2 protein-coding genes are annotated in these 1,763 nt (G+C 39.4%); one reads left to right on the top strand and one right to left on the bottom strand.

The features are described from left to right. A partial coding sequence (locus ABHN01_RS25545) for a spore germination protein (RefSeq protein WP_429877876.1) occupies positions 1-1,159 on the bottom strand: 1,159 nt, incomplete at its 3' end. Positions 1,160-1,277: 118 nt separating this feature from the next. Between ABHN01_RS25545 and ABHN01_RS25540 the strand changes: the two genes are divergently transcribed. After that, a complete protein-coding gene (locus ABHN01_RS25540) occupies positions 1,278-1,505 on the top strand; it encodes a hypothetical protein (RefSeq protein ID WP_429877875.1) in 228 nt (75 codons plus the stop codon). Positions 1,506-1,763 lie beyond the last annotated feature (258 nt).

The raw sequence follows: 1,763 nt of genomic DNA, 5'->3' as shown, positions 1-1,763 counted from the left end.
CAACCGCCCTTGGCAAACGAATACCGGCTTCCCGTAATATTTCAAAGGTTACCTCCATCATGGCCGCCTCAACAAATGCCGGAAAAGGAACTGTCTCCCGCTGTGCTGCAATTGCAATCAGTAGGTTGGTTGGAATCATCTCTTGATGGAAGGTCGTTGCCGCAACAAAAGTAGCAGGGGCTATAATTGAGATAAAGAAAATCAAGATCCGCAAGAAGCGAAGAGCGGTCGAGATATCGAAACGGGCATAATAATCTTCTACCGCCTGAAAAAACTGGATAAATATCGCTGGCGCAAGTAGTACAAACGGTGTACCATCCACAATGATAGCCACTCTTCCTTCAAGGAGGTTGCCTGCGACTGAATCCGGTCTTTCTGTATGATAAAGAGTCGGAAAGGTGGTTGAGGTCTGATCTTCAATGAGTTGTTCGATATATCCTGATTCCAGAATGCTGTCAATATCAATTGCCTTTAACCGCCTACGCACTTCATTAACGATTTTGTCATTTGCAATTCCATGCACATACACCATGGCTACCTTGGTGTTTGTCACCCTACCGATTTGCATGGACTCAACCCACAAATTAGGTGAATTAATACGCTTCCGTATCAGAGTTGTGTTGGTACTTAAAGATTCAGTGAACCCATCTCTTGGACCCCGAACGGTTACTTGGCTCGAAGGTTCCTCAATAGCGCGTTTTTCCCCGCCTTTTGTACTAACATTCAATGCTTTTTTTACACCGTCGACAAGAATAATAGTATTCCCTGACATTAGGGACAAAAACAGCGCATCCCAATCCTGAACCCACGTGACATGACCAAGCGAAACGACATCTTCAGCTAGTTTTTCTAAAGCTTCTTGTGGCCCTAATGCATTTAGGTCTTTACTGTTGTTCATCATCGATTCAATTAAAAAATCCTGGATAGATTGTTCGTTCACCATTCCTTCCACATACAAAACTGCTGTAGTCAATTGGATATGAGTGCCGATTTTTTTCGTTCGAATCACAATGTCAGAACTATTTCCCGTTTTTTGATTGATGAAATCCAGGTTCACTGACAAAGATATGTTTAAGGGTTCAGGAAGGTTATGATTAATTCCGTCTTTTTTGTTTGGGTTGTTTTTCACTTGTTTTCCACGTTTGAAAAATGAAGGCATTAGCAGATCCTTTCTTTCTTTTTTTAAAGTTTCAGCGTAATCCTTCTCATTTATTCACTTTATCTTTTAAATAGAAAAACACATAGAAGGAAAACCTAATAGCTGGAGAGTGATAAAAGTGAAAATTATCTGTATCACTGTTTTGATTTTCGTGGTTTTATTAGGGTTTTCATTAGGATTGGATATTCTTGCAGGTTTTGAAATCCATACAGCAATAAAAAATGCCCTAAGTCCTTTTCGTGTGATGGAAGCTCCCGAGTTTTTTGTTTTCTTTTTATTAATTTTCTTTTTAGGATTGAATCTTGTACTATCGCCTCTTCTTCAAAAATGGAAGCAAAAAAAGTAAACCAAGAATTCATTCCATATAAAATGTTGACAGTCTCAAAACAAGAAAGAAAAGATGGATAACGTTGCAGCAAAATCGCTTCTCTTTTAGATCAATCTTCGGTGTGTAACCCCTTCGTTTCTAGGTCTTATCTCTCCCTCTATTCGAAAAGAAAACAGTCATTGCTTAACAGGCTCTGCTGAATTACAAGTGCATGTCAGTGCATGTGTTTTTAACAAAACAAAAAACAGTCAGGACTGTGAACTGCACCCCAAATTT

Source organism: Fictibacillus sp. NRS-1165 (genome assembly GCF_050468105.1).
In the GTDB taxonomy this organism is placed as follows: domain Bacteria; phylum Bacillota; class Bacilli; order Bacillales; family Fictibacillaceae; genus Fictibacillus_C; species Fictibacillus_C terrinigri.
The sequence above is the reverse complement of the archived record's forward strand: the minus strand, read 5'-3'. Positions and strand labels throughout refer to the sequence as shown.